Source organism: Streptomyces thermoalcalitolerans (assembly GCF_039525155.1).
Lineage (GTDB): Bacteria > Actinomycetota > Actinomycetes > Streptomycetales > Streptomycetaceae > Streptomyces > Streptomyces thermovulgaris.
Window position 1 is genome coordinate 20,409 of sequence record NZ_BAAAHG010000045.1, and the last position, 15,152, is coordinate 35,560.

The window sequence follows — 15,152 nt, forward strand, 5'->3', positions numbered from 1 at the left end:
TCACACCGCCCCGCCCAGGTGCTTCTCCCGGTACGCGCGCCACCGCTCCATGATCCCCGCCACGTCCCGCTCGACGAACTCGAAGAAGACCAGCGTCTCGGCCAGCCTGCGCCCCGCGGGGGTCTCCTCGCCCAGGCCGGCGACGCCCTGGCGCAGGGCGTCCTGCCACCGTTTGATGAGCGACTGGCGGTTGGTGAGCGCCTCGTACCACTGATCGCTGTGCACCCGGTAGCGCTCCCGGCGGGAGCCGGGTTCCCGCTCCCGTGACACCAGGTGCACCTGGGAGAGGTAGCGCACCGCGCCGGAGACGGCCGCGGGGCTGATCTTCAGCTGGCCGCTCAGCTCGGCGGAGGTCAGGGCGCCCGAGTCGGAGGCGAGCAGCGCGGCGAAGACCCGGGCCGGCATGCGCGGCACGCCCGCCTCGACGAGCTGGGCCGCGAAGTGTTCCACGAACCGCGACACCGTCTCGGGGTCCCGCTCCACCGTCTTCGACTCCGCCATGCCGTCCAGCCTAGTCGGAGTTCATCCTATTTCTTAACTTCACAAATTTCTGAAAGAAGCGTACGTTGGCCGGCATGACGCAGGCAATCACGGTCCGCGGGCTGCACAAGTCCTTCGGCCGGACCCACGCTCTGGACGGTCTCGACCTGGAGGTCGCCACCGGCGAGGTCCACGGCTTCCTCGGGCCGAACGGCTCCGGCAAGTCCACCACCATCCGGATCCTGCTCGGTCTGCTCCGCGCCGACTCGGGCGTCGCACGGATACTGGGCCGCGATCCCTGGACGGACGCGGTGCAGGTGCACCGCCGGATCGCCTATGTCCCCGGGGACGTGACCTTGTGGCGCAACCTCTCCGGGGGAGAGGTCATCGACCTGTACGGCAGGCTGCGCGGAGGGCTCGACCGGCGGCGCCGGGACGAGCTGATCGAGCGGTTCGAGCTGGACCCGACGAAGAAGGGCCGGACGTACTCCAAGGGCAACCGGCAGAAGGTCGCCCTGGTCGCCGCCTTCGCCTCCGATGTCGGCCTGCTGATCCTGGACGAGCCGACCTCGGGCCTGGACCCGCTGATGGAGGAGGTCTTCCAGCGCTGCGTGGCCGAGGCGCGCGACCGGGGCCGCACCGTGCTGCTCTCCTCCCACATCCTCAGCGAGGTCGAGGAGCTGTGCGACCGGGTGAGCATCATCCGCAAGGGCCGCACCGTGGAGAGCGGTTCGCTGGCCGATCTGCGCCATCTCACCCGCACCAGCATCACCGCCGAGCTGGCCGGGCCGCCGGACGGGCTCGCCCGTCTGCCCGGCGTCCACGACCTCGACGTCCAGGGCCACCGGGTCCGCCTCCAGGTGGACACCGACCGGCTGACCGAGGTGCTGCGCCTGCTGAGCGGGGCGGGCGTACGGTCGCTGACCTCCACCCCGCCGACGCTGGAGGAGCTGTTCCTGCGGCACTACCAGGAAGAGACCGGGGAGGCTGAGAAGACCGGCGCGGCCGGCGCGGCCGACAAGGCCGGTGCCGGGCCGGGTCCGGGAGCCGTGGAGGTGGCACGGTGACCGCCGCGGCCCCGCCCGCCCTCGCCGTGCCGGGCGGTCGCTCCCGTCCTCTCGCCGGCACGGGGATCCTGCTGCGGTTCGCCCTGCGCCGCGACCGCGTGATGATCCCGGTCTGGGTCGCGGTCAACGCGCTGATGGTGCTGTCCGTGCCGGGCGCGATCACGGGCCTGTACGCCACCCCGGCCGAGCGCGCCGAGCTGATGCGCCAGATGGCGACCAACGCCTCCCTGCGCGCCATGATCGGCCCGGTGTTCGGCGACTCGGTGGGGGCGCTGACGGCCTGGCGGGCCGGGGGGTACGCGGGCATCCTCGCCGCCGTCATGAGTCTGCTCGTCGTCATACGGCACACCCGGGACGAGGAGGAGAGCGGACGGCAGGAACTGGTGTCGTCCGGCAGGGTGGGCCGCCGGGCCCCGCTGACGGCGGCGCTGCTCACGGCGGCGGTCGCGAACACGGCCCTGGCTCTGCTGATCACGGCCGGTCTCGCCGGACAGGGCGCCTCGGGTGCCCTCGCCCTCGGGCTCGGGGTGGCGGGCGCGGGCATGGTCTTCGCCACGACGGCGGCGATCGTCGCCCAGCTCACTCAGAGCGCCCGGCTGGCCCGCGGCCTGACCTCCGCCGTCCTGGGCATCGCCTTCGTCCTGCGGGCGGCCGGCGACTCCGCGACGACGGGGGACGCTTCCCCCGCGCTCGGCGCGGGAGGAGAGCCGGCCGGGGGAGAGTCCTCCGTGCCGACCTGGCTGTCCCCGCTGGGCTGGCTGGAGAATCTGCGGGCCTTCGCCGCCGAACGCTGGTGGGTGCTGCTGCTGTTCGCCGCGGCGACGGCCGTCCAGGCGGGGATCGCCTACGCACTGGCCGGGCGCCGGGACCTCGGCATGAGCTTCCTGCCGACCCGGCCGGGTCCCGCCCGGGGCCGTATCGGAACGGCGGGCGCGCTGGCCTGGCGACTGCAGCGGGGCAGCGTGCTCGGCTGGAGCGCCGGCTTCTTCGTCACGGGGGTCGTCTACGGCGGGATGGCGGACGGCGCGGCCCGGCTGGTCGGCGACAACGCCAGGGCACGGGAGATCTTCCAGCGGATGGGCGGGCAGGCCGACCTGACGGACTCCTTCCTCGCCGCGATGGCCGGGATGATCGGGCTGGTCGCCGCGCTCTTCGCCGTCTCCTCCGTGCTGCGCCTGAGCGGCGAGGAGAGCTCGGGCCGCGCCGAGCCGGTGCTGGCGGGCGCGGTGGGCCGGCTGCGCTGGGCCGCCGGACATCTGCTGATCGCCTTCGGCGGCTCGGTCCTGATCATGCTCATGGCCGGGCTGGGCCTCGCGGTCGGCCACGGCGGGCAGCTCGGGCCGGTGCTCGGCGCGTGCCTGGTGCAGGTGGCCGGGGTGTGGGTGATCGGCGGCATCGCCGTCCTGCTCCACGGCGTCCTGCCGCGGGGCGCCGTGGCCGCGTGGGGCGTGGCCGGGGCGGTGCTGCTGATCGGCTGGATCGGTCCCGCGCTGGACGTCCCGCAGCTCGTGCTGGACCTCTCCCCCTTCGGGCATCTGCCCAAGCTGCCGGGCGGGCGGATGGAGTGGGGGCCGGTGGGTGTGCTGTCGGCGCTCGCGGTGCTCCTGGTGGCCGGAGGGCTGACGGGTCTGCGCAGACGGGACATCGGCGGCTGAGCCTGCGGCCCGGCCGGACCGCCGGGCCCGGCCGGTGTACTGCGGGCTCAGCCGGCGTACTGCTTGAGCTCCCCGGTGTCGAGGTCGAAGCCGAGGGGCTCCGGCAGCGAGAGCGTGACTCCGAACGCCCTCTTGTCGGCCCTGCGGTATCCCTCGCCCGGGGCGGGGTCGCTGTAGAGCGTGACGGAGGCGTCGTCGCGGTCGATCAGCAGGTAGAAGGGAATGCCCGCGTCACCGTAGGCCAGGGGCTTCTCCTTACGGTCACGCTGATCGGTGTACGAGTCGTACGACGTGACCTCCAGGACCAGGAGCACTCCCTCGGTCGACGCCCACTCGCCCTGCCCTGCGAAGTGCGCGGCGGGCACCAGCACCCCATCCGGACGCGCTCGTCCTTTGCAGTACTTCTCCACCCTCAGACCTCGCCCCTGGTACAGGTCCAGGTCCGGCCGCGACTGCATGCACCGGCGCATCAGCCACATCACGATGGTGTTGTGGTTGCCGTCCGTCATGCCCTCGATCCCGACCCGTCCGTTGATGAATTCCAACCTGACGGCGTCGAACCTTTTGGCCACGTGTGCGGCGAGCTCCTCGAACTCCTCCACGGACATCTGAGGCGTGTGCTGCGCCTTGACCGTCACGGTGCCTCCTTCAGCAGGCCGGCACCAGCTTGCCGAGCCTGCGACCATGACCGGACGTACTCGTACGGAGATCATCCGAAGGGATGAACCGCCCCCGGCCTCAGCGCACCACCACGCTCAGCCCCTCCAGCCCCGGCATCACGAAGGTCGGCTTCCGCCGCGGCTCCTCGGCCAGGTCCAGCGTGGGGGCCTGTTCCAGCAGGGCCCTCATGGAGGCCTCCAGTTCGACGCGGGCCAAAGGCGCGCCGATGCAGTAGTGGATGCCCGCGCCGAAGGAGATGTGGGGGTTGTCCCGGCGGGCGAGGTCCAGGCGCTCGGGGTCCGTGAAGACCGCCGGGTCGCGGTTGGCCGAGCCGAAGAGCAGGGCGACCTCCGCTCCCCTGGGGATCGTCGTGCCGCCGATCTCGATCTCGTCCAGGACCCAGCGCTCGAAGAGCTGGTGCGGGGTCTCGTAGCGCATCAGCTCCTCGATCGCGGTCGGGACCAGGGAGTGGTCCGCGCGCAGGGCGTCCAGCCGGCCGGGGTTGCGGAACAGCGCCCACCAGCCGTTGACCGTGGCGTTCACCGTGGCCTCGTGACCGGCGTTCAGCAGCAGCACGGCCGTGGAGATCATCTCCTGTTCCGTCAGCCGGTCGTCCTGGTCGTGCGCCGCGATCAGCCCCGAGATCAAGTCGTCACCCGGGTTCTTGCGGCGCTGTGCGATCAGCTCCCGCAGATAGGCGGAGAACTCGACCGATGCCCGCACCGCCTTCGCCGCCGCCTCCTCGGACGGGTTCAGCTCGTACATTCCGCAGATGTCCGCCGACCAGGGCCGCAGCAGGCCCCGGTCCGCCTCGGGGATGCCCAGCATCTCGGCGATCACGGCGACCGGCAGCGGCTCGGCGACGTCCGTGAGCAGATCGCCGCCGCCCGCCTCGACCAGCGAGGCGACCAGGTCGTTCGCCAGCCGGTGCACATACGGCTTCATCCGCTCCACCGTGCGCGGGGTGAACGCCTTGGACACCAGCCGCCGGATCCGGGTGTGGTCCGGCGGCTCCAGCTCGAGCAGCCCGTGGTCGTTGAGGACGTGGAACGGCTCGTGCTCCGGCGGGGGCGGCGTACGGCCGAACTCCTCGTGCGTGAACCGGTGCAGATAGGTCCGGCCCAGCCTGCGGTCCCGCAGCAGCGCGGAGACATCCGCGTGGTGCGGGACCAGCCACTGGTCGCTGGGCTCGAAGTAGTGCACACGGCCCCGTGCGCGCAGTTCGGCGTAGGCGGGGTATGGATCGGCGACGAACGCCGGGTCCCACGGGTCGAAGGGAAGGTCGGAGTCGGCGGCCATGCCCGGACGCTAGCCCGGCCGCTCCGTTCCGGCCAGAGGGAATCCGGTCCGGCCACAGGGGTTCCGGTCCGGCCGGAGGGATCCCGGCCCGCCCGTCCGGCGGCAGGGGGCTCACCCCGGTGTGACCAGCCGCGTCTCGTACGCGAACACCGCCGCCTGGGTCCGGTCCCGCAGCCCCAGCTTCACCAGGATCCGGCTCACATGGGTCTTGATGGTCGACTCGGCGACCACCAGCCGCTCGGCGATCTCCGCGTTCGACAGCCCCTGGGCGATCAGCACCAGCACCTCCGTCTCCCGCTCGGTCAGCTCCCCGTACGCCGTCTGCGCGGAGGCCGTCGGCCGCGGGGGCTCGGCCAGCCTCGAGAACTCCGTGATGAGCCGCCGGGTGACCGAGGGCGCGAGCAGCGCCTCGCCGGCCGCGACCACCCGCACCCCCTCGGCGAGCTGCCGCGCCGAGGCGTCCTTGAGCAGAAAGCCGGAGGCACCCGCCCGCAGCGCCTGGTACACGTACTCGTCCAGGTCGAACGTGGTCAGCACCAGCACCTTCGCCGTGCTGTCCGCGGCGACGATCTCCCGGGTCGCCTCGATGCCGTTCATCTCCGGCATGCGGATGTCCATCAGCACCACGTCCGGGGCCAGTTCGCGGGCCCGCTCCACCGCCTCGCGCCCGTTGACGGCCTCGCCGACGACCTCGATGTCGGGCATCGCGTTCAGCAGGACCGAGAAGCCCTCGCGCACCATCATCTGGTCGTCCGCGATCAGTACGCGGATCGTGCCGGCCGTCATGCGGCGGCTCCGTCGCCGTCCGTGCGCTCCGTCGCCACGGGGACCGGCAGGAACACCGCCACCTCGTACCCTCCGTCGTCGGTCGGACCCGCTGTCATCTCACCGTTCAGCATCGACACCCGCTCCCTCATGCCGGTGATGCCGTGCCCGGCCCCCGGCGAGGGCTTGACCAGGGACGGCGCGGGCGGCGGGCCGTTGACCACGCGCAGGGCGAGCCCGCCGAGGACGTAGCCGACCTCCACCCGGGCGCTCGCGCCGGGCGCGTGCCGCAGGGTGTTGCTCAGGGCCTCCTGGACGATCCGGTACGCCGACAGCTCCACTCCCTGCGGCAGCTCGCGCACCGCGCCCATCACCGTCTTCTCCACGCTCAGGCCGGCCTCCCGCACGTTCTCCAGCAGGGTGTCGAGGTCGGCGAGCGTGGGCTGCGGGGCCTGCGGGGCCTCGTAGTCCTCGGCGCGGACGACCCCGAGGACGCGCCGCAGCTCGGTCAGGGCCGCCACCGCGTTCTCCCGGATCGTGGCGAAGGCCTTCTCCAGCTCCGGCGGCGGGTTCTCCACCCGGTAGGGGGCGGCCTCGGCCTGGATGGCGACGACGGACATGTGGTGGGCCACGACGTCGTGCAGCTCGCGGGCGATCGTGGTGCGCTCCTCCAGCAGGGTGCGGCGGGAACGCTCGTGCGCGGTCTCCGTCTGCTGGGCGGTCACCTCCTGCTGGGCGTCACGGCGGATGTGCCAGACGGTGACGACGAGCAGGAGCATCGCGGAGAGGACCAGCATGGGGGCGAGGTTGCCGGTCGACCCGTAGCCGAAGAGAATCTGGGCGAACACCCCGTAGACGGCGGTGAGCACCCAGGTCCACGCCGCCGTGCGCGGCCGGGTGCGTATCGCGACGACGGTGAGCACCGTCAGATGGGAGACGAAACTGCCGGGCTGCCACGGCCAGACGCTCCAGTAGCCGTCCATGAGCGACGAGACCATGGTCGCCACCAGGGACATCCAGAAGGCCCCGACCGGGCGGAGCAGGGTGAACACCACCGGGATCAGGGCCAGCAGACCGGCCACCGGCGCCGCCGCGCCGTCGCTGTGGCCCGTCCAGGCCACGCTCATCGCGATCAGACCGAGCCCCACCACCACGGCGTGCGGGGCCCAGGCCGCGTACTGGCGCATCCGGCCGGGCAGCCGCCGGGTCAATGGGCCGTCGGTGCTCGCCCGGCCCAGCGGCCGGTAGGCGAACATCTCGTGGAACAGGTCCTGCCGCAGCCCGTGCAGGGCGTCCGCGGCCAGCTCGTACTCGGGGCTGCGCGGCTTGGCCGCGCCGGACGCGCCGCCCGGTCTCATCCGCTGTGTCTGGGTCGTCTCGGTCACGGTGAGCACGGTAGGCGGAGGCAAGGGCCACGGTCGTCCCCAGTGAGAAGGGTTTCCCGCGCTCCGTCTCAGGTACTACCGGGACGACCGGACCCCTGTACCTCGGTATGACCGGACCCCGTACCCCCGGTACGACCGGATTCCCGTGACGGCCCCATGGCCCGGTACGGCCGGCCTGTCCTGACCCGGTACCCGGTATACGGCCGGGCCTTGTGACTCACCACGCCAGCTGTGCGATCTCCTCCGCCACCACCGCGCAGGCGTCCGTCGCCGGATCGATCAGCGGGAAGTGGCCGACCTCCTCCAGGAGGGTCAGGCCCACCACTTCGCCCGCCTTCGCCGCCGCCTCCACATAGGACTCCGCGACCGCCTGCGGCACGACCACGTCGTCGCGTCCCTGCACCAGGGTCGTCGCGATCCCGGTCGGCAGCAGCAGGGCCGGGTCGGCGCAGGGCCGGCGTTCCCCGAAGTGCTCGTCGCCGCCCAGGAACTGGCGTATCGCCCCGTCGCACACGTCCAGCTTCTCGGCGGCCTCGAAGTCGGCGATCGGGGCGAGGGCGACCACGCCGCGCAGCGGTGCGGGTTCGTCCGTGCGCCAGGGCGCGTCCGCCGGGAGCCTGTGCCGGGCCGCCGCCCACAGGGCCAGATGGCCGCCCGCCGAGTGGCCGGTGATCACCGTGCGCCGCAGGTCGGCCTGCGGGAGCGCCTGCCCGGCGAGCGAGGGCAGGGCGTCCAGGGCGGCGGCCACGTCGTCGAGGGTGTCCGGCCAGCGGCCCGCGACCGGGGCCTCGCCGTCGGCCTGCGGCGCCGCGCTGCCGCGCCGGTACTCGACATTGGCCACGGCGAAGCCGCGGCGGGCGAGGAAGTCCGCGAAGGGAGTGATGTGGCGGCGGTCGTACGGGGCCCGCCAGGCGCCGCCGTGCAGCACCACCACCAGCGGGGAGGAGCCGGTCGGGGAGGGAACGGCGGCCGTGGCGCGCGGCGCGTAGAAGTCGATCACCTGGTCGGGGTGGTCGCCGTAGGCGGCCGTGGCGTCGGGGTCGACGGGTGCGTGCGAGAAGAGCGACTCCTGTTCTGCGGCATCACGGGCCATGGCATCGCGTGCGGCGGCGTCGTCCGACATGCTCCAACCTCTCAGCGCTGAAACGGCGTTGCCGACCAGGGGGAAACAGGCCGTCGGCGGGGACGTTATCAGGCCAGTCGCGGGTGCGGACATGGGGAGGTGACGCTGGGTGAACGCCGGGCGGTGGGCGGCTGCGCACCGCGGTCGAGGGAGGGTGTGCGACACCTCTCTTTTCCGGTACCGGTTTTCCGATACCGAGCCGGAATAGCCGAGGTGTTGAAAAATTTTTGTTTCTGTGCTATACTGTGCGAATTCGCGATTATGGTGGGGCTGTGACCGTGAAAAATCCGAGCAGCACCGCCCTGATGGCCGCGGCCGCACGCGCCGCCCACCTCGTCGTCGACCGCCCGCCGTTGATCTTCTCCGACACGCTCGCCGAGGCCCTGCTGGGCGACCAGGCCGAAGAACTCCTGGGCTACCACCGTGCCTACGGGGACCAGCTCGTCCTGGCCGCCGCCCGGGCCCAGGCCGTCTGCCGCAGCCGCTGCACCGAAGAGCGCGTCGGCCGCGCCGTCCGCTCCGGCGTACGCCAGTACGTCATCCTCGGCGCCGGCCTCGACACCTTCGCCCACCGCTCCGAACTCGCCGGCCGGGTCAGGGTCTTCGAGGTCGACCACCGCGCCACCCAGGAGGACAAGAAGGACCGGCTGGCCGCCGCGGGCATCCCGGTTCCCGGCAATGTCGCGTACGTCCCGCTGGACTTCGAGCGCGAGGACCTGACCAGCAGCCTGTGCGCCCATGGCTTCGACCCGGGCCGGCCGTCGGTCGTCGCCTGGCTGGGCACGAGCATGTACCTCACCGCCGAGGCCGTCGCCGGCACCCTCGACGCGCTGGGCGCCTTCGCCCCCGGCACGCAGCTCGTCATGGACTACCTGCTCCCCGAGGGCCTGCGCGACGCCACCGCGCGGCAGTACGTCGACGCCGTCGCGTCCTTCGCCACCGAGCGCGGCGAGCCGTGGCGGACCTTCCTCACCCCGGACGACCTCGACGCCCGGCTCACCGCCTGCGGCTTCGAGACCGTCGCGCACATCCGCCAGCACGAGATGGTCGACGCCGCCCTGTGGGACCGCCAGGACGCACTGGTACCGCTCGACTTGTCCCGTATCGCCCACGCGCGGATACGCAGCTGAAACCCGAGCAGGACCCGAGCGGACGCGGCCGGCCCCTGGCGGAAGTGCACCGCCGCGCCGCCGCGTCCTCCCGGCCGGCCGGTCCCGGTGGCGGCGGCAGGTGAAACCGGCACCGGGACCGGTCCGTCTACGAGCCCAGCGTCTCCGCCAGCACCCGTGCCGCCCGCTCCACGTCCGCGAAGCGGACATACAGCGGGGTGAAGCCGAAGCGCAGCACGTCGGGACGGCGGAAGTCGCCGACCACACCGCGCGCGATCAGCCGCTTCATCACCTCCCCGGCGTCCGGGCAGCGCAGGGCCACCTGGCTGCCCCGCTCCTCGTGGGCCACCGGGGTCAGGGACTCCACGCGTCCGGCGGGGACGTAGGCGGCGACGCACTCCAGGAAGAAGTCCGTCAGCGCGAGGGACTTGGCGCGTACGGCCTCGATCGGCACCCCCTCCCAGACCTCGAGCGCCGCTTCCAGGGCGAGCAGGGAGAGGATGCCGGGCGTGCCCACCCGTCCCCGCAGCGCGCCCTCCGCCGGCTCGTACACGTCCTTCATGCCGAAGGGGTCGGCGTGCGAGTTCCAGCCGGGCAGCGGGGAGTCGAAACGGTCCTGGAGGTCCTGGCGGATGTACAGGAACGCCGGTGAACCCGGGCCCCCGTTCAGGTACTTGTAGGTGCACCCGACCGCCAGGCCGACGCCGTGCTCGTCCAGCCCCACCGGCAGGGCGCCCGCGCTGTGGCACAGGTCCCAGACGGCGTACGCGCCCGCCGCGTGCACGGCCGCGGTGAGGGACGGCAGGTCGTGCAGACGGCCGGTGCGGTAGTCGACATGGTTGAGCAGGACCGCGGCGGTGCGCGAGGACAGGGCCCCGGGCACCTCGGCCGGGGTCACCGGGCGCAGGGCGCAGCCCGTCAGCCGGGCGACCGAACCGGCGATGTAGCCGTCCGTGGGGAAGGTCGTCGCATCGACCAGGATCTCGTCCCGGCCGTCGCCGTGGTCCTCCCGGGCCATCCGCACGGCCGCCACCAGCGCCTTGAACACATTGACGCTGGTCGAGTCGCCCACCACGATCTGGCCCGGCGCCGCACCGACCAGGGGGGCGATCCGGTCGCCGACCCGTTCGGGCGCGGTCCACCAGCCGCTCTCCTCCCAGGAGCGGATGCGCAGTTCGCCCCACTGACGGCGCACCACGTCGGCGATCCGGTCCGGGACGTTCGCGGGGAGGGCGCCGAGCGAGTTGCCGTCCAGGTAGACGCCCTCGTCCTCGTCCAGGACGAATCGTCCGCGCAGTGCGGCCAGTCCGTCCTCCGCGTCCAGCTTCCGCGCTCTGGCGGCCAGTTCGGAGGAAGCCGACGCGGGGACGTGTGACTCAGACATGGGACCTCGCTGTCCACAGCTCGGGGAAGACGCTCTTCTGTGCCCGCTTCTCCAGCCAGGCCACCCCGGCGGAGCCGCCCGTGCCGGGCTTGGCGCCCATCGCACGGCGGGTGGCGACCAGATGGTCGTTGCGCCAGCGCCAGACCAGTTCGGCGATGTCCGTCAACGCCTCTCCCAGATGGGCGAGTTCGTCGTCGGGGTCACCGGAGTAGATCGTCGCCCAGACGGCCTCGACCTCCGGTGAGGGCTCATAGCGCTGCGAGAGGTCACGGTGCAGCACGGCGTCCGGGACGGCGTGACCGCGCCGGGCGAGCAGCCGCAGCACCTCGTCGTACAGGCTCGGCTCGTGCAGCGCCTTCTCCAGCTCCGCGTGGACACGGGGGGTGCCGCGGTGCGGGACGAGCATGGACGCGGACTTGTCGCCGAGCAGGAACTCCAGACGGCGGTACATCGCCGACTGGAAGCCGGAGCCCTCGCCGAGGGCGCCGCGATAGCGGTTGAACTGGGCCGGGGTGAGCCGGCCTATCGGCTTCCAGGAGGCGTTCAGGGCCTCCAGCTCCCAAGCTGAACGTTTCAGCGCGGCGAGTGCCGTCGGTACGTCGTCCGCGCGCAGGGCACGGGAGGCGGTCTGCCACTCGTGGACGATGACGGTGAACCACAGCTCCATCACCTGGGTGGTGACCAGGAAGACCATCTCGCCGGGGTCGTCCGAGCGGGTCTGCTGGAGGTGGGTGAGCACGTCCGCCTTGACGTAGTCCTCGTACGGCGTCGTGCCCTCGAAGTCGAGATGCGGGGTCGCGGGCTCATGGGCCTGGACGGCCTCAGGGTGCTGAGGGGTCGGATGAGCCTGGTGGGCCATCGCTGTCTCCTGTTGTGCTCCGGGTAGCGGTCCGCCCCTGCCGATGCCGGCACGGGGGCCCCGGTCCCCACTCGCATCCTGCGCATCGCACGCCCGGAACGCAAGGCCCGTCCGAACGATCGGACGGGCCGGATTCGCCGTACGCCCCTCAGCCCAGCGTCTGCGCCGCCGTCTGTGAGGAGTCCTTCAGGAACTGTGTGCAGCGCTCGTACTCGTCCTGCTCGCCGATCGCCCGCGCGGCGCGCGCGAGGGCGTGCAGGGCACGCAGAAAGCCGCGGTTCGGCTCGTGCTCCCAGGGGATCGGGCCGTGTCCCTTCCAGCCGTTGCGGCGCAGCGCGTCCAGCCCCCGGTGGTAGCCGGTGCGGGCGTAGGCGTACGACTCGACGGCCGCACCCCGCTCGAACGCCTCGTCGGCCAGATGGGCCCACGCCAGCGACGACGCCGGGTACCGCGCGGCGACCTCGGCGGGCGGGGTCCCCTGGGCGAGCAGCTCGCGGGGCTCGGGGTCGTCGGGGAGGTGGGTGGGGGGCGGTCCGGCCAGGAGATTCTCGTGCATGCTCATGCCTTCAGTCTGCGGTATCGGCACCGGTGGCGGACCGGTTCCCGTCCCGTGCCCGGCGGCCCTCCAGCGGCGGTGCCGTCACGCAGCCGTGGGTGCGGCACTCGGGACGGCGGCAGTCGGGGGCCGGACGGCGGACGGTCGCGAAGGCGAGGGCCGCGCCCACCACCAGGACCGCCGCGCACATCGGCATCGCCCGCCGGAACGCGGCGTCGAAGGCGTCCGCCGAACGGTACGCCTCCGGGCCCATCCCGGACAGCAGCGGCAGCGCGGCCACCGCGAGCAGGCCGGCCGCGCGGGCGGCGGTGTTGTTGATGCCGCTGGCCAGGCCGGCACGGGAGGTGTCCACCGAGGCGAGGACGGCGGCGGTCAGCGGGGCGACCAGGGTGACCATGCCGGCGCCCATGACGAGCAGGGCCGGCAGGACGTCGGCCGCATAATCCGCGTCCTTGCCCACGCGCAGCATCAGCAGCATCGCCGCCGCGCAGAGGAGTGGTCCGGCGGTGAGGGGCACACGCGGACCGATACGGTCGGCGAGGGCTCCCGAGCGGGCCGAGAAGAGCAGCATGAGGACGGTGATCGGCAGCAGGGCGGTGCCCGCGGCGAGCGGCGAGTAGCCGGCCACCACCTGGAGTTGGAGCGCGGTGAGGAAGAAGAAGCCGCCGAAGGCCGCGTACACGCACAGGGTGACCGCGTTGACCGCCGTGAACCGGCGGGAGGCGAAGATGTCGAGCGGCATCATCGGATCGGGGCGGCGCTTCTCGACGTACACGAAGGCGGCGGCGGCCAGCACCCCCGTGGTCGCGGTCAGGACAACGGCCGGAAGGCCGCCGCGGGCCTCGATCAGGGCGTAGGTCACCAGGGCGAGGGACAGCGCGCCGAGCGCCGCGCCCAGGACGTCGAAGCGGCCGCGGGCGGCGGATCCCCCGGGCGCCCGGCCATGGGCGGCGGGCTCCCCGGGCGCCCGGCCATGGGCAGCGGGCTCCCCGGGCGCCCGGCCATGGGCAGCTGACCCCCCGGGCTCTCGGCCGTGCTCGGGCAGGAGGGTGCCCCCGGCCGACTCGGGGACATGGCGTACGGCGACGGGCACGCAGACCAGGGCCAGCGGGACGTTCAGCAGGAAGACCCAGCGCCAGCCGGGTCCGGCCACCAGCCAGCCGCCGAGGAACGGGCCGACGGCCGCACCGATGCCGCCGAGACCGGACCACAGGCCCACGGCTCTGCCCCGGTCGTCCGGATGGAAGGAGGCCTGGATGAGGGCGAGGGAGCCGGGGGTGAGGAGGGCGCCTCCGATCCCTTGCAGGGCCCGCGCGGCGACCAGGACGGCCGCGTTCGGGGCGAGGCCGCACAGCAGGGAGGCGACGGCGAACCATACGACCCCGAGCACGAAGACGCGGCGGCGGCCGTAGCGGTCGCCGAGCGCGCCGCCGAGGAGGAGCAGCCCGGCCAGGGTGACCATGTACGCGTTGACCGTCCACTGCAGCACGGCGAGGCTCACGTCCAGGTCGCGGCCGATGCGGGGCAGGGCGACGTTGACGACGGTCGAGTCCAGCAGAACCATGCCGGCGCCGAGCACGGTGGTGAACAGGATCCAGCGGCCGGCGGGGGTGGAGACCCTGACGGCCGGGGTGTGCTGTGCGAGGACAGCCATGCTGGGATCATCCCCCGCCGGCCGGTGCCGGACCACACGGCCGACGGGCCCGGTGCCGGAGCACCGGGCCCGTCGTGGGGAAGCGAGGGGGGAGAAGCGGCGTTACTTGATCTTCGTGCCCGTCGAGCGCAGGTGGCCGCAGGCCTCCACCACGCGCTTGGCCATCGACGCCTCGGCCAGCTTGCCCCAGGTGCGCGGGTCGTAGGCCTTCTTGGAACCGACCTCGCCGTCGACCTTGAGGACGCCGTCGTAGTTCTTGAACATGTGGTCGGCCACCGGACGCGTGAAGGCGTACTGGGTGTCCGTGTCGATGTTCATCTTCACCACGCCGTTCTCCAGGGCGGTACGGATCTCCTCCAGCGTGGAGCCGGAGCCGCCGTGGAAGACGAAGTCGAACGGCTTGCTGTCGGCCGGGCGGCCGAACTTCGCCGCGACGCCCTCGTTGAGCTCCTTCAGCAGCTCCGGACGGAGGACGACGTTGCCCGGCTTGTACACGCCGTGGACGTTGCCGAAGGACGCGGCCAGCAGGTAGCGGCCCTTCTCGCCCAGGCCGAGGGCCTCGGCGGTGCGGATCGCGTCCTCGACGGTGGTGTACAGCTCGTCGTTGATCTCGTGGGAGATGCCGTCCTCCTCACCGCCCGTCGGGGTGATCTCCACCTCGAGGATGATCTTCGCGGCGGAGGTGCGGGCCAGCAGCTCCTGCGCGATCTTGAGGTTGTCGGCCAGGGTCTCGGCGGAGCCGTCCCACATGTGGGACTGGAACAGCGGGTTCTTGCCGGCCTTGACGCGCTCCTCGGAGATCGCGAGCAGCGGACGTACGTACCCGTCGAGCTTGTCGTTCGGGCAGTGGTCGGTGTGCAGCGCGATGTTGACCGGGTACTTCTCCGCGACGATGTGCGCGTACTCGGCCAGGGCCACGGCACCGGTGACCATGTCCTTGCTGTACTGGCCGCCCAGGTACTCCGCACCACCGGTGGAGATCTGGACGATGCCGTCGCTCTCCGCCTCAGCGAAACCACGCAGAGCCGCGTGCAGAGTCTGGGAGGAGGTCACGTTGATGGCCGGGTAGGCGAACTTGCCTGCTTTCGCCCGGTCGAGCATCTCGTTGTAGATCTCGGGGGTTGCGATGGGCATCGGTTCGCTCCTTGTTTCTGCG

General features: G+C 72.4%; 14 protein-coding genes. 3 read left to right on the forward strand and 11 right to left on the reverse strand.

Annotated elements, in window-relative coordinates; translation table 11 throughout:
• Positions 1-501, reverse strand: a complete 501-nt coding sequence (locus tag ABD224_RS22405; protein WP_344052693.1) for a GbsR/MarR family transcriptional regulator — start codon at positions 499-501, stop codon at positions 1-3.
• A 74-nt stretch (positions 502-575) separates the two neighbouring features.
• Here ABD224_RS22405 and ABD224_RS22410 point away from each other — a divergent pair, with 74 nt between their 5' ends.
• Together ABD224_RS22410 and ABD224_RS22415 are read left to right on the forward strand one after the other, a co-directional pair.
• Positions 576-1,547 carry an ABC transporter ATP-binding protein gene (locus ABD224_RS22410; RefSeq protein WP_344052695.1) on the forward strand — a complete coding sequence of 324 codons (972 nt, stop codon included), beginning with the start codon at positions 576-578 and terminating at the stop codon, positions 1,545-1,547.
• On the forward strand, positions 1,544-3,202 hold the full coding sequence (locus ABD224_RS22415) for an ABC transporter permease (RefSeq protein ID WP_344052697.1): 1,659 nt from the start codon (positions 1,544-1,546) through the stop codon (positions 3,200-3,202). The genes ABD224_RS22410 and ABD224_RS22415 overlap by 4 nt, the downstream gene beginning before the upstream one ends.
• A gap of 47 nt (positions 3,203-3,249) precedes the next feature.
• Here the strand turns inward: ABD224_RS22415 and ABD224_RS22420 are convergent, their stop codons facing one another.
• The 5 genes from ABD224_RS22420 to ABD224_RS22440 all read right to left on the reverse strand — a co-directional run bounded on the left by ABD224_RS22420 (position 3,250) and on the right by ABD224_RS22440 (position 8,434).
• Positions 3,250-3,840 carry a Uma2 family endonuclease gene (locus tag ABD224_RS22420; protein WP_344052699.1) on the reverse strand — a complete coding sequence of 197 codons (591 nt, stop codon included), beginning with the start codon at positions 3,838-3,840 and terminating at the stop codon, positions 3,250-3,252.
• 100 nt (positions 3,841-3,940) lie between these two features.
• Complete coding sequence (locus ABD224_RS22425; protein WP_344052701.1) at positions 3,941-5,161, reverse strand: cytochrome P450; 1,221 nt, start codon at positions 5,159-5,161, stop codon at positions 3,941-3,943.
• Positions 5,162-5,272: 111 nt separating this feature from the next.
• Positions 5,273-5,947, reverse strand: coding sequence for a response regulator (locus ABD224_RS22430; RefSeq protein ID WP_344052703.1), 675 nt, complete (start codon positions 5,945-5,947; stop codon positions 5,273-5,275).
• Entirely contained in the window at positions 5,944-7,311 is a 1,368-nt protein-coding gene (locus ABD224_RS22435) for a sensor histidine kinase (RefSeq protein WP_344052705.1), read from the reverse strand. Before ABD224_RS22435 ends, ABD224_RS22430 begins: the two co-directional genes overlap by 4 nt.
• Before the next feature lie 217 nt (positions 7,312-7,528).
• Entirely contained in the window at positions 7,529-8,434 is a 906-nt protein-coding gene (locus ABD224_RS22440) for an alpha/beta hydrolase (protein WP_344052707.1), read from the reverse strand.
• Positions 8,435-8,706: 272 nt separating this feature from the next.
• Between ABD224_RS22440 and ABD224_RS22445 the strand changes: the two genes are divergently transcribed.
• Positions 8,707-9,564 carry a class I SAM-dependent methyltransferase gene (locus tag ABD224_RS22445; protein WP_344052710.1) on the forward strand — a complete coding sequence of 286 codons (858 nt, stop codon included), beginning with the start codon at positions 8,707-8,709 and terminating at the stop codon, positions 9,562-9,564.
• A 127-nt stretch (positions 9,565-9,691) separates the two neighbouring features.
• Here ABD224_RS22445 and kynU read toward each other — a convergent pair whose 3' ends face one another.
• The 5 genes from kynU to fbaA form a co-directional block, all read right to left on the reverse strand.
• Positions 9,692-10,927 carry a kynureninase gene (kynU, locus tag ABD224_RS22450; RefSeq protein ID WP_344052712.1) on the reverse strand — a complete coding sequence of 412 codons (1,236 nt, stop codon included), beginning with the start codon at positions 10,925-10,927 and terminating at the stop codon, positions 9,692-9,694.
• Entirely contained in the window at positions 10,920-11,786 is an 867-nt protein-coding gene (locus ABD224_RS22455; RefSeq protein ID WP_344052715.1) for a tryptophan 2,3-dioxygenase family protein, read from the reverse strand. The genes kynU and ABD224_RS22455 overlap by 8 nt, the downstream gene beginning before the upstream one ends.
• Positions 11,787-11,934: 148 nt before the next feature.
• Positions 11,935-12,348: a DUF3151 domain-containing protein gene (locus tag ABD224_RS22460; RefSeq protein WP_344052717.1), complete on the reverse strand. Its 414-nt coding sequence runs from the start codon at positions 12,346-12,348 to the stop codon at positions 11,935-11,937.
• A gap of 4 nt (positions 12,349-12,352) precedes the next feature.
• A complete protein-coding gene (locus ABD224_RS22465; RefSeq protein WP_344052719.1) occupies positions 12,353-13,996 on the reverse strand; it encodes an MFS transporter in 1,644 nt (547 codons plus the stop codon).
• Between the two features lie 102 nt (positions 13,997-14,098).
• Entirely contained in the window at positions 14,099-15,130 is a 1,032-nt protein-coding gene (gene fbaA / locus ABD224_RS22470) for a class II fructose-bisphosphate aldolase (protein WP_344052721.1), read from the reverse strand.
• Positions 15,131-15,152: the final 22 nt, after the last annotated feature.